Raw genomic sequence first — 16,036 nt, 5'->3', positions numbered from 1 at the left:
GTTGTGTCAGTAATACAGAGCCTATTCAATGACGTTATACAATTTTAATCTACAGGAATTGTGCATAACTCATGCAATAAAAATATTGCCTTTCATCAAATAATCTTCAATTTCACTGCCAGTGATTTTACTTCTCTTTAGTGTAATTAGATATGATGCAAGCTCGACCTGGCACTCTAAGTTGATGTGTACCAATTCATAAGCCGCAAATAACTCATTAGTATGTTGTTCTTCAATCGCGTGTAAAAACCGCCCATAACCATTAGGTTCATTGATCAGAATTGTTTTAGGAATACTGTAACCACATTGGTTACTGACTTTTTCAACGAAGAACTCAATTGGCTTATCGTTTCTAAATGAGATACCGCTATTAAACAATGCTGCTATAGATGCAATGCTAATCAGTCCGTGAGCAAATGGGATCATCGTTGTATTTATTTTGTTTAGAACGAGCATTTTCTGCAAACCTTTCATTTTGTGCGACCTGTTTTTTTGTCGCTATAAATATACAAATAATATTGCTTTATCTCTATAGTAATATGTAAATAATATTGTAGATTTCAAATTTAACTCTCACAACCCCTTTATAACAGTAGCTTATAGTTTTATTTATATTGTAAGTAATATTTATTTAATACTTTTTAAATATTACAATATTATCTTTTAAGTAGTTGTCTTGGTTGTGGGTGAAATGTGCTTAGTGTATTTTATATACAAGTGTGATTTACAGTAAATTAGATATAATGATGATTAATCGCTGTTAATTACCATTAACCATTAAAAATTAACATCATTTATAATTAGTTATCGTAAATCATAGCTTGGCTGTTATTTATTGTCTTCTTCGTACAGTTCAACAAACTGACCGGCAATTTTCCCGATATTAGAAAAGTACAACGGCTTTTTAATCAATGTTGTTTTATGTGCTCTTTCACGTTGAGGAACAGTCTCATAAATTTCTGGGTGGCCAGTGGTAATAACTAATCCATAACCAATCCTAAAAGATCCTCGTTCATCTGCAGCATAACAATGAGCTCGATACTGAGTACCGCTTTCTCGTCTACTACGAATAGAACTCACACCAAAATGTGATAGTAATTCATTTACTGGTGCAGTTACGTAGACGCATGGCTCGGTACTTAATCCACCTCGAAGCGACATATTACTTTTGAGTAGTTTTGCTTGAATGTTGTAATTAACTTTTAAGTGGTCAACAGTTTGCTTTGCGTTCTCGCGGCTATCTGCATCGGTGAAGAAACGGCAAATGGGTGCAACGTCACCATGCTTTAATATTTTGCTTGAAGTTGCAGCCTGTCTCCAAATGTTGATTTGAGATAGATCTGGTTCAATGCTTGGAAATCTACTAGGGAATGATTTGAATGATTTGTTTATAGACTGCATTGCAATTCTGTATGCGGCTTCTAGGTCTTTCTTATATTTCCGAATTGTAGGAATAGCTGATTTAGCTACTGAGATAACAGATCGCACATACATTGGTGGCGCGTAAATTGTTCTCTTTCCGCGAAATTCTATTTTGTGATACTGAGGCTCAAAACCATCTTCACTTTTTAGAACCGTTCCATTTATAGCTAGATATTCAAAGAACTCTTGTTCAAGAGTGTAGAAATCAATCCATTCGATGTTGTTCACGCGAGCGAGGCAGCTTTTCTCGTAATTCATAGCTCTACCAGTAAAAGACAGTGATAAGTAATTTTGTTAATTACTATTTTAACACGTTTTGACTATGCGCCTAAGTGACTGGAATGCGGTTGTTGCGAGGGAATTGTTATGGTTTGTTTCAGATGCATCTAAAGAACACTAACCAGAACTTTGAAATTATCATATAAGGAAAAATGGTACAGCAAGGTTGGACGATATACAGAGGTGGAGCAGTTAAAGACGAATATTCCACTACAGGGCTACGATATGATGTTGAGTGGAGATAAATGAAGTTTAATGATTTACCAAGCAACTGATGAATACGATTTTTAGCAATATTGAAATATATACTACCAGAGTTGTGTAGAGTCATAATTTTCATGTATGAAAATCATTTAAAATAAAGACTTAACAAAAATATATAGAGAATATTTTTCTTTTGATTTAATGTGTAAATTCAGTCTGTTTTTCGTTAAAAAGGAATTAGGAACCGATGTGATACACAATATTTTAATTACAAAATATATTCTTACATGTATGTAAATAATGCTTTATTGGTATGATGCGAGTGATTTAAATATGATAATTAAGCAAGTTGATTTTGATGGTGAATCAATTAGACTTTGTACAGATACTCCTTTAAATAATGAAAATATTTTTTCTGTTGTAATTGGAGTGAATGCTTCTGGTAAAAGTAGGCTTTTAGGTAAAATCTGTAATATATTTTTATCTACTAATGAAAGGTTGTCAAAAATATACCAATATAACGATTTGTCTAATAAAGCTTTTTACAACAAAAAATATATAAGTAAAAATTATAATGAAGAAGGCTCGATTCACTACCTTAATTATACTGAGAATTGTTATATTTCTTATTCAAGAGGTGAAGTGACAAAAGTTAAAGACGATTCCATTATAGAATATGATATATCTTTAATGATTGATGGTTATCATCATATGGTACCAATGCCTCAACGAATAATTAGTGTTAGTAATTGTTTATTTGACAAGTTTCCAGAAGAAAATATTACGTCACAGATAAGCAGTTCATTTATTAAACTTCCGCAGTTTTATTACAACAAAGCATCATCAAATTATAATGTATCATATAATAGTAAACCGCAGAACTTAAATGACTTGAAATCAAAACAGATTAGTTATTCTATTTTGAGGTTTATTGCTAATAATTCAAATCATGTTGATGAAACATTAAATAAATTAAATTTAGAGTGTGATTTGCATTTTGATCTAACTGTAAAAATAAAAACAAAATTAATAAGAGAAAATGATAGTTATTCTACTATAGAAATGTTTGATATTAATAGTACCGTGGATTCTTTTTTTATAATGGAGTATGAGTCTTATGAAATAAAAAGAGAAAAGGACATAATCAGAAATGCCATATATTCATTCTTATCCTATTGCTATAATTGTGATGTTTCTACTGTTGATACTTTGATTTTAAATAAAAACGAAATTAAAAACATTAAGTATCATTATAATCAAAGTGTTAAAGATAAAAAATCACTTAGAGCAATAAAGAAACTTTTATTATTAGATGTTATTTCAGCTAATGATCTATCATTTTTTGATTCAAAAGAAATGGTTCAAACAAAAATATCAGAAAAGAGTTCTGGTGAGCTGTGTTATCTTCATATGATAACTGCAATTGCTAGTGAAATAAAAAACAATTCAATTATATTGATAGATGAACCAGAACTGAGTTTACATCCAAAATGGCAATCTGAATTTATACCATTTCTACATAAATTATTTAATAATTATCGTTGGTGTCACTTTATTTTAGCTACACATTCACCTCATATAGTTTCATCTTTATCTAAAGTTAATTCATTTGTTACAAATATATCATATAACCCACTTGAACCAATAAAAGGTATTGATGTTCACCATAAGTCAATGGATTATCAAATGGCGAGGGTGTTTGGTGTAAATAGCCCAAACAATGAATACTTAATTAGAATAGCTATGAATTTATTTACTCATATTAGTAAGTATAAATCTATAAGTGATGAAAAAAGAGAAGAATATGAATTTTTAATTAAAATAGTAATGGATATGGATAAGGACTCGGCTCTTTATGACTTGATAATAACACTAAAAGAAATGTATAAAATATATGGCTGATATAAAAGAGAAAATAATATTTAGCAAACAACAACTTCAATTGATTGCTACAAAAAAGAATTGTAGTTCATTTAGTTATAAAGACTGGGGTGATGATAGTTTACTTGATTTAAGGTGCTATATTAGAAATTATTATCGTAACTTACAGAAAGGCGAATGTGCTTTTTGTAAAAAAGATTTATCTATTGTTGCTGTTGGAAATGCACATGTTGAACATATAGTACCTAAATCAATTTACCCTCAGTTTATATTTGAGCCTAAAAATTTATGTGTAATTTGTGCTGACTGCAATCAAATAAAACGAGATCAAGAAATAAATAAAAATACAACTAATACATTAAAAAAAGAATTTATAAAATACCCAAGAAGCTCTAAATCTTTTTTAATTGTTCATCCACACTTTGATGTTTGGCATAATCATTTAGAAAAATTTAATGGCTTTTTCATTAGCAAAGATGATCATAAAGAAAGAAAGGGTTCTTTTACAATATATGCTTGTGGGTTAAATAGAAAATTCTCCAAGTTTGGATATGAAAAAGAAATATATAGTGATAATGATTTAATGGAAGCAGCAAGGAAATTAATTGAATCTGATGATATAATAACACGCTTTAATGCTTTAACTAATTTAAAGAATATAATTAATAATTAATGTATATAAAAATAGTGAGCTATTTAAATCATTACTCGATTAAAAGTAGCTCACTCTCTCTCTTGAATTATATATTCAATTTGACGTTTCCGTTTCTGGCATAAGGGTTTTCATATCACTGATAAAATTTATTTTAACTAGTCCATAGTAGGTGGGTGCTAGCTGGCTGATTTTAGGTAAGTGATTAAATTATAAGGTGAAACTAAACCATCAATAAACTCTCCATTTTCTAAAAGAAGATACGGTGTCTTGGTTACATTCAGTTGGTTCTTGGCATATTTGGTAAATTCAAATATGCGTTCTGCTATTTTTGGATCTGGCTTGCTTGGAAACTGTTTACTAAGTAAAGAAGTTAGAGGTTTGCTTGTTGACCACGCTAAATACATTGATTTCGATTCAGGGGTGTATGCACCATGATTTAAAAATGGCATGACATATACAGTTATACCATTAGAGCTAAGAGTGGGTATGTTCATTAGGAACTCGTTGCAATATTTGCACTGGTTGTCGTACAGCATGACGATGCTATTTGTTTCTTTATTATCTGCAGGGATCTTAATCGCTATATCGCCAAACGATGTAAGTACCTGTTGAAGTGCAGTTGATTTTGTAGTTTGCAAAATCGAATGAGTATTACCACCACTTTCTGCATTTACACTCAAGCATGGAAATAAAAACATTGAGGCAAACAATGTTGCTGTTATTTTCTTTTTGATCATTACATTCTCACTTATCAATAATTTGAGCTTTACACACTAATTAAAGTGGTTTTAAAAACGTAACTTAACCTACTTGCATCAACTAATAACAAATAGATGCGAATCATGCCAAAACGTAAATTACTAAACAGTGTTATTGCTACTGCTATCGTGGCTATGACGGGGTGTTCTTCTGTCTCTAATAGCCCTGTAGCAGCGGTTTCAAACGATCTTGTTGTGTTTGAGAAAGGCGCGTCATTACAAACGGCAACAAACTATCTAGCAAAAATGTATGACCTCGAAACGGTTGATTGGGATAATAAAATAGACCGAACTAAATTACGTATTACCAAAAACGTTACAATTAAATCAACAAGTAACGCTCAAGACGCGCTTAATAGTGTTTATACGGCAATCCCTCAGTTAGCAGCCACCGCAAATACTAATTCAATTAAAGTAACGCTTAACAATCTTTGTGATGGTAAGGCGGCAATGAGCAATAATCATGGCTATGAAACTATTAATATTGATAGCCAACCAATTATTATTACCACCCCTTTAAATTTCAGTAACGGCTTTAATCAACAAACAAAAACACCATTAAAATCAGTTGCAACCAAGGCTACGCTAGACACAAAACCGGCATTGGACAACAATCGAATGACTGGTGCTGAATCATTAAAAGCAGTAACGACAGTAACTAAGATTCAGCCATTAAAACAATCAATTCAGGTAAATAGTGGCAATATGCTTTCATTAGCTGTAATTAAACAATTAGACAAATTTGGTTATAGCCCCATTTGGATGCTGAACGACAAAACCGCAAAGAGCTTAAACTCTAAAGCGGTTTCTAACTTTGAGTTAAATACAGCGTCAGTAAATGATTTTGTATATGGCGTTGCTACAAAGCTAACAGAGTTAGGCGGCCAAACAGTCAATGCTAAAATATTCCCTGGTTCTAAGCAGGTTGTTTTCCACCTACACAGTGCAGATAACGTTGCGCTATACAATATGACTGCCGGACGTTTAAGCACCAACATCGAAAACCTTGCGAAACAATTTGGTTGGAAATTAGATCAAAAACGCGGTTGGTTAGCGGCACAAGATTACCCAATCAGCGTTGATTACCCTGTAGTTGCTGAAAATAATATTGATGCTGTTCTTACAAAAATGCTTCAACCATATAATACAAAGATCAAACATCAGTTGGTCGAGTCTATTAAAGAAATTTTCATTGTTGATGCAAAGTAGGGTAAGAACATGACTAACAATAAACTCATTAAATCAGCATTAACTTTAGCTTTAATTGCTGGTAGTTCTACTGTTCTTACTGGTTGTGGATCTACTGATTACTTAGTGCAGCAAAACAAAGCAGAAGTTATGGGCGGTATGGTTGACAAAGCACGCTTGGCTGCTAAGTCTAACTTTATTGAACAGCCACCAGTAAACCTTGCAGTATCGCTACCTGTTAAGTTTAAGCCGTCTTGGGTCGATTCATTTACTGTATCTATCAATGTGAAGAAAGCTCCATTAGAAGTGGTAATGGATCAGATTTCTGAAAGTACGGGTCTTACTTTTGTTTGGGGTAATAAGACGAAGTTAGATCAGCAAATCACATTAAATAAGAAAGGGGCTTCTCTTTCAGAAGTCTTTCATGCGATTGAAGCTAAAACTGGCTATGAAATTGACACTAGCGAACGTGAAGCAATTTCTATTAACGCTGAGATTACCAAGTCTTTTCCATTAATGAAATTTGCAGGTTCAAACAGTTTTTTGATCGGTAAAAAATCAGGGGCGGATTTAACTGGTGATAGTGGCGGTGAGACTGGCGGTATGTTTTCATCTGATTCTGATCAGTTTTCTAATATACAAGCTAACAACGTTGATCCTACTAAAGATATTGTTAAAACAATTAAGAATATTGGCGGTGACTCGTTAGTAACACTTAATGAAGCAACTGGCTCTATAACTGTTACTGGTAAGCCAGCAAGCGTTAAGCGCATTGGCAAGTACATTAGTCAAATCAACAAACAAATGGGTCAAATGGTACGTGTTGATGCGAAAATTGTTGTTTTCACATCACGCAACGCCAACTCATTTAACGTTGATTTAGATCTTGTTAAGAAAGCTACAGATGGTGTTTTGAATTTCTCTAGTGGCGGTTCGAGTGCTGCGGTATCTGGCTTAACTAACCTTGCTAAATTCAGCGCAACATCAACAAATGGCTCAATGGCTGGTACTTCATTGTTCATTGAGGCTCTACGCCAACAGGGTGTTGTTTCTGTAAGCACAGAACCAAGTCTTACGGCTCTAAATAACCAAGTTGGTGAGATAAACTCGGTACATAAAGAAGCGTATGCCGCAAGTGTTGGTGTTGGTGCTATTGGTGATAGCAACGTTAGCGATGGTGTTATCTCAAGTATCGAACAAAAAGTTATTGTTACTGGTTTCTCAATGCGCTCACTTGTTAAAGTGGTCGAAGATGAAATTATGCTTCAATTTAGTGGCACGGTTTCAGAGCAGGGTCAGTTTAAAACGTTTAAGTACCAAGGGGCTGAATTAACATCACCTCAAATGGACGAGAATAGTTTCAATCAGTCTGCTTCGCTATTAGATGGCCAAACACTTATCTTGACTGGTTACAATCAGGAATCAGCTAAAGCATCATCAGATGAATCGTTCCATAACCCGTACCTTGGCGGTAATGGTGGTAAAGATCAATATACACAAACAATGGTCTTGCTAACTGCACATTTAATTTAAGGTCGGAACATGAAACTGATACGTGATTATGTAAATAGTCCGTCCTTTCAAAATTTTCGCATTCGTAAAGCTATTTCTTCGGATGCGGATCATGCTTCAATCATTAAATTAACAAATGAATCCGTACTGGTTACGTCTGTTATTAGTGACGAGAAAGAGATTGAAAGTGGCGTTGTAATGCCGTTATATGCTGATTTAATAGCATTTAAGTGGTTGCGTTCAAATGTTAACGCGAGTGGCTGTGTCGCAATGTGGTTTAACGTTGCTGATACTGTAATAGATAATCCAAAGACTGACATTTCACTTTGTAATGTCACCATCGTTGCAATAAAAGATGGTGAGATTAAGGCTGACTTGTCAGGGCGTTTAGATGCGGTTCTTTCAACAGCTATGCGCTTTTGTGAGCGATTAGAAGTACCACTAGTCATTTCAGAGGCACACGCTTGGAAAGGTCTGTATGCGTTTATTGAATCACAAGATCTTAGTGTCAAAGTTGAATTAATAACTGACGCGATTCAACAAAACGAAGTTACTGATTTTTCACCGATTACAGTTGCGCAAGCTAACGCTCAATATTATCGAACAGGCATGGAAAAAATATTCATTGCCTCAGTAACGGCTCTTGTTATTGGTTGTTCATTCCTTGCATATACCGCTTATGAAACAGCTAAGTTAGAGAGACAACGGGAAATTGTAAATCGTGTTGTTGAAGATCCTTATAAGGCGTATCGAAACGATATTAAAGGTGTTCATGTTACTCAAGATGTTAATTTTGTAATTGGCAAAATTGGGCAATACAGCAATATTCCATCATGGGAAGTTAGTTCTGCAGAGGTTAAGGGTAGAGCGTTTAAGTTAACGCTAAAGCCTAAGTTTAATCATGCATCTTTGACTGAGTTGGTTACGTGGGTACGTAATAATTCAGAAGATAAGTTGAATATCAAAGGTTCTACTTACACGATTAATTTGAACATTCCTAAGTACAAAGATGATTACATGAGCGCATTTAAACGCTACATCATCGACACGGAAATGAACTACGCACAATTGAGCGATCTAGCTGTCCATTCGGGATTCACTAAGGTCACGCTCCAAAGTAATGCGAAGAAAACAAATTATCGCGTAATGGCTGGTCAGATTACAGGTCAATATTTAGACCTTTCTCAGATCAAAGCGTTTTACGATCAACTTGCCCATGTTCCTATTGAGTCTGTTGGTTTAGTCGTCAAACACAATAAAGATCTTGGTAATTACACTATTTCCCAAAAATACAAACTAACTGGACAGCTAGAGCATGAGCAAGAACAAAAAGAAAAGTAACAATAAGAATCAACCCAAAGAAATTAATCCATTACTAGCGATTGGTATTATAGGTGCTGTTGTTGCTGGTGCTGCATTCTTTTTAATGGACAGCGATAGTGATGGGTACAGTGATAGTTCTTCATCATCTGAACATGCGACAACTACGATCATTGAAAAGGTGCAAGCACCGGATGCTGTTAATGCTCCAATGATTTTACCTGCTCAAGTTAAGAACCTTGAGGTATTCAATAACCAGTTTTCACAAAAGCAACATGACGTTGCAAATGCAAAACTTGATGCTTCAATCGCACAGTCAAACCTTGTTGTAATGCAGTTGCAGCGTAAGCAAATTGAAGTTAAACGTGAGTCGATGGATAGTGGTATAGCTATTGATGATTTCGGTATGGCATCAAGCCAGCCAATTTCCACTACCACCACCAATAGCGTTTATTCAAATGACGCTGATTTAAGTAAAGCAGCTTTAGTTCGTACAGCTAATGCATCGTCCGTTAATGTTGTTATGACCATGAAAGTTAACGGTACGCGCAATGCAGTATTAAATGTTAATGGTGAAAATCAACGTGTGGCTATCGGTGGTGCAATTGATGGTACTCAATATCGCGTAACTAATATTACAGATAAGCAAGTTTGTTATCGCGAAACAGGTAAGAAAAATTCTTCAAAATGTAAATCTGTATAATACAAATTTTAAACTTCTAACTATAAGCCGGATAACAGTAATGTTATCCGTTTTTTTTGGCTGGCATACTAAATCGAGTCGTTTTTATATCTGAGCGTAACATAGTTTCAATCTCAAATACTGGATATAGAAATGTCTGAATCTAACGCAACCCTAGAAACTTTTGTACTGTCAGAGTTACTCCCATCCGACCGCTATGCTTACCGTGACGAAGAACTTCTAATACGCTGTAAAGAAAGCACAATGGCTTATCTTAGTCGTGGTGGCACTATTTTTACACGCGATCTCTCTGCACCGTTTGTTGATGATCTTCTTGATTTTTATATTGAAGAAACGGGAAAAATTCCTTATATCAAATTAGTAACGGCAGAACTAATTGAGCAGGTTTTGCAGTTACCTGACGATATGTTGCTATCGGATATTACTGAATCATTGGGTGGCTCTACTGAACACTCAGAAGAACAGTCTTTAGTTGCAATTGACTTCAATGAGCTATTGAACGTGGCTTATCAAGAGCGTGTTGCTGATGTTCATATCAGCATTATGTCGAATGGTACTCTTGTTCGAGGTCGTAGCTCTAGTGGCTTAGTTCGCTTACATAAAGTTATGCGCAACCGTGATTATGGTGTATCTCTTGGCAACCAAGTTTTCCAAGTTTTAGCGTCAGAGGGTTCAAGTGGTTCATTTTATGAGTCCGTACCAGATGAAAACCGGTTTAGTTGGGAAGTGGGGGGCAAGTTACGTAACTATCGTGCTTCTACAATGCCAATTAAAGGCGGTGCGAAAATTAACTTACGTTGTCTTGATCCGTACAGTGATACCGTTCTTACTCCGCACGAACTAGGTTTCTTACCGCAACAAATTAAACAGTTAATGAAGCTAATGAATATGCCCTACGGTGGCCTGTTAATTAGTGGTCAAACTGGTTCGGGTAAAACGACAACACTTATGTCATTCCTTGATGTACTACCAAACAATATCAACGTACACACTCTTGAAGATCCAGTTGAATGGCTTAACTCAAAATTCTCCCAAACTGAGATTGATATGGATGGTACTAAGGATGAATACGATATTTACCGTGGTTCATTTGCAGACTTTGGTAAACGATTATTACGTCAGGATATTGATGTGGCGATGTTTGGTGAGATCCGTGATGAATTATCAGCATCTATTTTCTATCGCCTTGCAAGTACAGGTCATATGGCTGTTGGCACAGTTCACACAGGTTCTGCGCTTGGTTGTATCACAATGTTGATAAAGTTCTTTAAGCTGAGTCCAGAACAAGTCGCTGATAGTGATTCATTTAATGGATTCTTGAATCAAAAGCTGGCCAATAAACTTTGCCCTCATTGCTCTAATAAGCTCAAGGAACATAAAGAAGTAATTTTACAGCAAACAAAATTAGCGATAGAACGTAATAAAAAAGATGTGTTGTGGCGTTTTGAAAATATGACGGAACAGTTGGCGTTGGTAGAGTCATTCTGTGGTGGCGAAAGTGATCTCAATAAGTTGCGCTTTAAAAATGATCAAGGCTGTGTGGAATGTAGCTATACAGGACTTAAAGGTAAGACGGTTATTGCTGAAATATTGGTAATGGACAACTCTATTCGTCGTCTTGTACAAGATGGTAATTTGCTTGGTATTCAAGATTATTTGAAGTCCGTTAACTACATGACCACACGCGATCACGCCATTCAAAAAATCGGGGCTGGCCTTATTGATATACATGAGGCTTGTCGTCTTATCAATGATATGGATGCATCAACGAAGCAATCATTTGGTTATGACGATATTGCTAATGAAATGAGAACATTAGGGGGCAACATTAATGCCTAAGAAGTTTTCAAATGAATGGTTTGCTCAACGTACTTTTAAGCGAAAGATACAAATTGAGTTCGTATCAGATATGGCGGTTTCATTACGCTGCAATTTATCTCCAAAAGAGCATTTAGAACAGGTCGTTAAGTTTGGTTCAAAAAAACAGGCTATTCCTGCGAATTATATGCTTGAAAAAATGAGCTCTTCTAAACCTTTATCTGTTGCGATGGAGGGATGGTTTCCACCCGTTGTTATTCAAGCTATTCGTGCTGGTGAATCCAATCGAAAAATAGATGAAGCATTAGATAATGCGGTAGATGCATTAAATAATGGGGGGATTATTGGCAAGATCTTAGGCTCGAATGCGTATTCTTTATTCCTTTTATTTCTGGGTACTGCGGCTAATGTGGTTGCGTTTCTTTTCATATTTGAACCAAAGTTAGAAGAAGTGAACTTGCGTTACTGGTCGCCAATATCAAAGATTGCTTATGATATTGGTTATATGTTTGTGTACCAATCATCGTACTACGTTATAGGTTTTAGCTTATTCTTTTTTTTCTGGGGCAAGTTCTTAGGGCGTAAGACAAGTAAATTTCGTTCAAAATTCGATAACTTACCCGTCTTTAAAGAATATCGTATTTATAACGCAACTACATTATTGAGTAGTCTTTCATTAATGTTTAAGTCAAATATTGCGCCTAATGCGAGTTTGCCTCTAATCGAGAAATGTACGACTGGTTATTTAAAATCACATGTTGAGTTAATGATTGCTCGATTAGGAAGTGGTAAAAATAATTCAATTGGCTCAGTTATGGCTACTGGCTTGTTAACTGATGGAGAATTAGCCAGAATTGAGGTGCTAACATCTAAAAACAGTCGCTCGATTGGATTTGTACTGGATATGTCTAAGCAGCAGCACCAAAAAATGTTAGATGCAGCAGTGACTAGATATGGTTTTATTTTACAAGCATTTTCAATGATTTATACGGCTGGTATGATTCTTGTGACATTTCTTGGTGTAAGTGCATTAAACATGATCGGACTTTAATTTAAGTTTTTTAGGCACAATGACTCTTAAATGAGTGGTTGTGCCTTTTTTTGTATATGTAACTTACTGATTTAAAATCATTTTATGGTGTTTGTTTGTATTTGCAGTCTAAAGCGTGAGTTTTTTGGATATTCCCTAAAATAACCACATCGAAACAACAACATGAAACGTTGTTTGATTTACATTTTCTTAGTTCGATTATCGAACGTTACATTATTAAAAACGGAATAAAGCAATGACTTTCGCTCAAAAACTAAAAGCAAAAATGAACCCTGTAGTAAACAAGCAATCAGGCTTTACTCTTATTGAGCTTCTAATTGTATTAGTGGTTATTGCTATCCTTAGTCTTGTTGGCTACTTAGTTAAGCCGAAAGTAATGGATATGGTATCTACGTACCAAGTAACTAACGCTGTAAGCACTATTTCTGCTGAAACCCTTGCTTGGAAAGGCGCAAAAACTAACTTTACTGACATTTCAGTAGCAAGCATGTGTGATTCTGGTCAGTTATCTTTAGAGCTTTGTGGCGCAGCTAACGATGGTGTTGGTACTAACCCGTTTGGTGGTGACTACACGTTAACTGTTAACGCAGAAGATGCAAACCTAATTGATCTAACAATGACTAAAGTCCCTGGCGCTATTGGTAAAAAACTTGCGAACACATTGAAAGACCATTCAGTAGGCGATTCAGCTAAGTTTAATGGTACTCCTGCAACATCTGCTGATAAGAAAGGTACTGCTGGTTCTATCACAATGACTATCTAATTTTAGATAGGTCATAACAAAAATGGCGGCTCTATGAGTCGCCTTTTTTTTCGAATTTTTTTGGTGTTGGTTATGAAAAGTTCAAATATTAAAGTTGAAAATAAAGAGCAAGGTTTTACGTTAATTGAGTTATTGATTGTCCTAGTAGTTATCGCAATTCTTGCCATTATTGGCAATGCAGTTAAACCAAAAGTTATCGCTCAACTAGATACTTATCGTGTAAACAGTGCGCTAGATGTAATGATTTCTCAAGCCCCTCTGTGGCGTGGTTCGCAATACACGTATAAATCTATTTCTGTGGCTAGTATGTGCGATAAACAGTTATTGCCAATTGAAATTTGCGGCACTGATAATGATGGTAGAGGGGCGAATCCGTTTGGTGGTGATTACGTTATTACATCATCAAGAGCGTATGGAAATCAGCATATTAATGTTGCAGTAACCAAAATTAATTATGACTCAGTAGGCGCGGTAGAAAACAGCATGTTATATCGCTCTGTTGAACGCTGCACAAAAGCAAAAGACTGCGGTAGCTTTGGAAAAGTTGAAGCTAGTGGTCGTGATGGAAAAAGCACAACGATTGATATAGATGTTTAATAGCTACTTTACAAGAACGGTAATGACTATTTGTTATTACCGTTTTTTTTGCTTGAAGCAACTAAAATCAGCCACTTATTGATATGTGTATAAACTCCAAGAAATTGAGTTAGTGGAGAGAATAAATGAAAAATAATCGTGGGTTCACGATGATAGAATTACTGGTTGTGATTGTAATTGTGATTATTTTAGGGGCTACAATTCCAGCAGTTATCAATAATGTGATTAAGCCTTATATTGAAAAAGAACAGGTTATAGAGTTTGTTGATGACATAAGGTTAGAAGCAGAATTACATGGGACTAAGTTAATGTCTTCATGTAAATTATTTGAGAGTACAGATATAGAGGGTAATCCAATTGTTTATAACATCAATGATGGTCAAGGGAACTCAATAGATACATCAGGTATTATTAAGAAAGCCTCGTACTCATTCAAAGCGGTTAAAGGTGAGTTTTTCACTAAAGCCGAAATGCAAGCTGATCATAACAAACGCACTAAGTTAAATAAGATTCAGATAAAAGTATTCTTTAGTGATGCATTCAAAGATAAGTCTAAGTATTTTGCTAATTCTTTGCATGGCCAGTTATTAAGTTCTAGTGATGGTATTGCCTTTGAGTATCCACTGTCTTCTGTTTACATTCGCAATTCAGAAACACCATTATCACCATGCTTAATAAATCCAATTGTTCCTGATAGTGAGTCAAATTACGAGTAATACTCTCCACAAAAATAAGCGATCTTCGGGTCGCTATTTTTTCCCTTCTAAATAGAAATTGCAGTTTGCAGTCTCAACCCACCAGCAAGTAATTATTAGTTAACCGTCTAAAAAAAGGGTTAGTTAAAACAAGTTTTATACTGGCTGTACTTTATATTCTGGAAGTTACTTGTGAAGAAATTACAAAATAAAGGCTTTACGCTTATTGAATTACTTGTCGTTTTAGTTGTGGTCAGCATAGTTGGAATTTACGCATTTAAGCAGCACAAGAATCAGTCGCTATCAAATTATTATAATACTCAAGTTAAGCGATTAAATGAGACTGGAAGCCTATTACAAAGTGCTGTTTTTCAGATGGGAGTACCTAACTCATTAGAGGATATGATCACTAACGGTTATGACTACTCATGTGAGGCAAGTGGTGGCGGTAATCTTGAGTATTGTACTCATATTAACAAAACTCTTTGGGGTGAAAAGATTACGCTTATCTCTGAAAATGACGGCAAAATTCATTCTATTTTAGTGCCAATGACAAAGTTATCGAAGCGTGACCGAAGTTTATTTATTGGTCTTGCAAGTAAAGAGCTTCCACATGTAACAGTGGATGGTACTAATCTCAAAATTTCATATTCCCTACTATCAACTAAGACATGGACTATTAATACCGGTGGTGATGGTGGTGGAACTGTGGATAGCGATTTATACATACCTGCAGATGGTTCTAAACCTTTAAAGAGCGATTGGATTGTTGGTGATAAACAGATCACAGACGTTAGGGATATAACGTTAACTACTACAGATGGTAAAACACAATTATCAGTCTCTAATGGCCTGATCAGAGACAGTGGTACTTTGCTTTCAGGGGAATTAGTACCAAAACCAATCTGTGACAAACGCGATACAGAACCAAAGATCTTAACTTGGTTCAATGGTATTGCGCCTAGCAATTTAGTTTCGGATGAATTTACGTCTATTTCTTCTGTTTATTCACGCCCAATTGATAATGGCGATTCATGGATACTTTGGACTTCATTTACTGCTCTGAGTACCTATTCAGACAAATATGAGGTTTATAACAGCTATGCCGATAGAGGAACATCATCATCTAAAAAAGCTTCTATTTTAATGGGTTATATGACTATGTGCCGTAACAAGAAGTAAGGAACTAT

15 protein-coding genes are annotated in these 16,036 nt (G+C 35.1%); 12 read left to right on the top strand and 3 right to left on the bottom strand.

The annotated features are described in order from the left end of the window. Positions 1–69: 69 nt before the first annotated feature. Together CIK00_RS14905 and CIK00_RS14900 are read right to left on the bottom strand one after the other, a co-directional pair. On the bottom strand, positions 70–474 hold the full coding sequence (locus CIK00_RS14905) for a hypothetical protein (protein ID WP_144043166.1): 405 nt from the start codon (positions 472–474) through the stop codon (positions 70–72). Between the two features lie 354 nt (positions 475–828). Further along, positions 829–1,680, bottom strand: a complete 852-nt coding sequence (locus CIK00_RS14900; RefSeq protein WP_065208235.1) for a hypothetical protein — start codon at positions 1,678–1,680, stop codon at positions 829–831. Positions 1,681–2,238: 558 nt separating this feature from the next. Here CIK00_RS14900 and CIK00_RS14895 point away from each other — a divergent pair. Both CIK00_RS14895 and CIK00_RS14890 read left to right on the top strand, forming a co-directional pair. Continuing rightward, positions 2,239–3,807: an AAA family ATPase gene (locus tag CIK00_RS14895; protein ID WP_162272544.1), complete on the top strand. Its 1,569-nt coding sequence runs from the start codon at positions 2,239–2,241 to the stop codon at positions 3,805–3,807. After that, a complete protein-coding gene (locus CIK00_RS14890) occupies positions 3,800–4,459 on the top strand; it encodes an HNH endonuclease (RefSeq protein ID WP_065208234.1) in 660 nt (219 codons plus the stop codon). Before CIK00_RS14895 ends, CIK00_RS14890 begins: the two co-directional genes overlap by 8 nt. A 158-nt stretch (positions 4,460–4,617) precedes the next feature. On the opposite strand, the gene CIK00_RS14885 is transcribed toward CIK00_RS14890, so the two are convergent. Next, the gene (locus CIK00_RS14885; RefSeq protein ID WP_065208233.1) at positions 4,618–5,178 is read right to left on the bottom strand and encodes a thioredoxin fold domain-containing protein; all 561 of its coding nucleotides are present in this window, start codon (positions 5,176–5,178) and stop codon (positions 4,618–4,620) included. A gap of 105 nt (positions 5,179–5,283) precedes the next feature. On the opposite strand from CIK00_RS14885, the gene CIK00_RS14880 reads away from it, so the two are divergent. The 10 genes from CIK00_RS14880 to CIK00_RS14835 all read left to right on the top strand — a co-directional run bounded on the left by CIK00_RS14880 (position 5,284) and on the right by CIK00_RS14835 (position 16,028). Further along, on the top strand, positions 5,284–6,408 hold the full coding sequence (locus tag CIK00_RS14880) for a hypothetical protein (protein ID WP_065208232.1): 1,125 nt from the start codon (positions 5,284–5,286) through the stop codon (positions 6,406–6,408). Positions 6,409–6,417: 9 nt separating this feature from the next. Further along, positions 6,418–7,920, top strand: a complete 1,503-nt coding sequence (locus CIK00_RS14875; protein WP_101769594.1) for a hypothetical protein — start codon at positions 6,418–6,420, stop codon at positions 7,918–7,920. Between the two features lie 9 nt (positions 7,921–7,929). Further along, positions 7,930–9,240 (top strand): hypothetical protein, encoded by a 1,311-nt coding sequence (locus tag CIK00_RS14870; protein ID WP_065208229.1) that lies wholly within the window; start codon positions 7,930–7,932, stop codon positions 9,238–9,240. Next, positions 9,215–9,922 (top strand): hypothetical protein, encoded by a 708-nt coding sequence (locus tag CIK00_RS14865; RefSeq protein ID WP_065208228.1) that lies wholly within the window; start codon positions 9,215–9,217, stop codon positions 9,920–9,922. Before CIK00_RS14870 ends, CIK00_RS14865 begins: the two co-directional genes overlap by 26 nt. A gap of 132 nt (positions 9,923–10,054) precedes the next feature. Next, complete coding sequence (locus CIK00_RS14860) at positions 10,055–11,761, top strand: GspE/PulE family protein (RefSeq protein ID WP_065208227.1); 1,707 nt, start codon at positions 10,055–10,057, stop codon at positions 11,759–11,761. After that, positions 11,754–12,791: a type II secretion system F family protein gene (locus CIK00_RS14855; RefSeq protein ID WP_065208226.1), complete on the top strand. Its 1,038-nt coding sequence runs from the start codon at positions 11,754–11,756 to the stop codon at positions 12,789–12,791. The genes CIK00_RS14860 and CIK00_RS14855 overlap by 8 nt, the downstream gene beginning before the upstream one ends. Positions 12,792–13,026: 235 nt before the next feature. Further along, positions 13,027–13,554: a prepilin-type N-terminal cleavage/methylation domain-containing protein gene (locus CIK00_RS14850; protein ID WP_082960763.1), complete on the top strand. Its 528-nt coding sequence runs from the start codon at positions 13,027–13,029 to the stop codon at positions 13,552–13,554. Between the two features lie 72 nt (positions 13,555–13,626). Further along, positions 13,627–14,151 (top strand): prepilin-type N-terminal cleavage/methylation domain-containing protein, encoded by a 525-nt coding sequence (locus tag CIK00_RS14845; protein WP_065208225.1) that lies wholly within the window; start codon positions 13,627–13,629, stop codon positions 14,149–14,151. A 125-nt stretch (positions 14,152–14,276) separates the two neighbouring features. Continuing rightward, positions 14,277–14,867 carry a prepilin-type N-terminal cleavage/methylation domain-containing protein gene (locus tag CIK00_RS14840; protein WP_065208224.1) on the top strand — a complete coding sequence of 197 codons (591 nt, stop codon included), beginning with the start codon at positions 14,277–14,279 and terminating at the stop codon, positions 14,865–14,867. Between the two features lie 171 nt (positions 14,868–15,038). Then, positions 15,039–16,028, top strand: coding sequence for a prepilin-type N-terminal cleavage/methylation domain-containing protein (locus CIK00_RS14835; RefSeq protein WP_065208223.1), 990 nt, complete (start codon positions 15,039–15,041; stop codon positions 16,026–16,028). The last annotated feature ends 8 nt before the right edge of the window (positions 16,029–16,036 follow it).

It is taken from the genome of Photobacterium carnosum, from assembly GCF_002849605.1.
In the GTDB taxonomy this organism is placed as follows: Bacteria; Pseudomonadota; Gammaproteobacteria; order Enterobacterales; family Vibrionaceae; genus Photobacterium; species Photobacterium carnosum.
The sequence above is the reverse complement of the archived record's forward strand: the minus strand, read 5'-3'. Positions and strand labels throughout refer to the sequence as shown.

Bases quoted from the DNA above. Each gene is read 5' to 3' on its own strand.
- CIK00_RS14840 (WP_065208224.1), top strand. From the start codon at position 14,277: ATGAAAAATAATCGTGGGTTCACGATGATAGAATTACTGGTTGTGATT.
- CIK00_RS14880 (WP_065208232.1), top strand. From the start codon at position 5,284: ATGCCAAAACGTAAATTACTAAACAGTGTTATTGCTACTGCTATCGTG.
- CIK00_RS14870 (WP_065208229.1), top strand. From the start codon at position 7,930: ATGAAACTGATACGTGATTATGTAAATAGTCCGTCCTTTCAAAATTTT.
- CIK00_RS14905 (WP_144043166.1), bottom strand. From the start codon at position 474: ATGAAAGGTTTGCAGAAAATGCTCGTTCTAAACAAAATAAATACAACG.
- CIK00_RS14890 (WP_065208234.1), top strand. From the start codon at position 3,800: ATGGCTGATATAAAAGAGAAAATAATATTTAGCAAACAACAACTTCAA.
- CIK00_RS14845 (WP_065208225.1), top strand. From the start codon at position 13,627: ATGAAAAGTTCAAATATTAAAGTTGAAAATAAAGAGCAAGGTTTTACG.
- CIK00_RS14865 (WP_065208228.1), top strand. From the start codon at position 9,215: ATGAGCAAGAACAAAAAGAAAAGTAACAATAAGAATCAACCCAAAGAA.
- CIK00_RS14860 (WP_065208227.1), top strand. From the start codon at position 10,055: ATGTCTGAATCTAACGCAACCCTAGAAACTTTTGTACTGTCAGAGTTA.
- CIK00_RS14875 (WP_101769594.1), top strand. From the start codon at position 6,418: ATGACTAACAATAAACTCATTAAATCAGCATTAACTTTAGCTTTAATT.
- CIK00_RS14895 (WP_162272544.1), top strand. From the start codon at position 2,239: ATGATAATTAAGCAAGTTGATTTTGATGGTGAATCAATTAGACTTTGT.
- CIK00_RS14885 (WP_065208233.1), bottom strand. From the start codon at position 5,178: ATGATCAAAAAGAAAATAACAGCAACATTGTTTGCCTCAATGTTTTTA.
- CIK00_RS14900 (WP_065208235.1), bottom strand. From the start codon at position 1,680: ATGAATTACGAGAAAAGCTGCCTCGCTCGCGTGAACAACATCGAATGG.
- CIK00_RS14850 (WP_082960763.1), top strand. From the start codon at position 13,027: ATGACTTTCGCTCAAAAACTAAAAGCAAAAATGAACCCTGTAGTAAAC.
- CIK00_RS14855 (WP_065208226.1), top strand. From the start codon at position 11,754: ATGCCTAAGAAGTTTTCAAATGAATGGTTTGCTCAACGTACTTTTAAG.